The 219-nt window shown below is 50.2% G+C and carries 1 pseudogene; it reads right to left on the bottom strand.

The window, feature by feature from the left end:
• Positions 1–219 (bottom strand): annotated as a pseudogene (locus A3751_RS23290) (hypothetical protein); the annotation flags it as partial.

Below are 219 nucleotides of genomic sequence, written 5' to 3'. Positions count from 1 at the left end.
CAATTCCGGAGCGCGCTGCGGATATTGGTGTACCGACGGGCATCGCAATATCAATGGCATAGTATTGAGGTTCATGACTATGGCTGAATTTTCCACCAAAACCTTGGGAGATGCGTAGGCTCTTATATCCTTTAAACGGTACCGCATATACCTGTTCGTCGGGAACGGTGTCTGGTGCACCTATCAGGCAGCCAAATTCGATGTCTTTTGGCCGCAGCC

Source organism: Oleiphilus sp. HI0080 (genome assembly GCF_001635135.1).
This window is presented reverse-complemented; position numbering and strand designations above follow the sequence as displayed.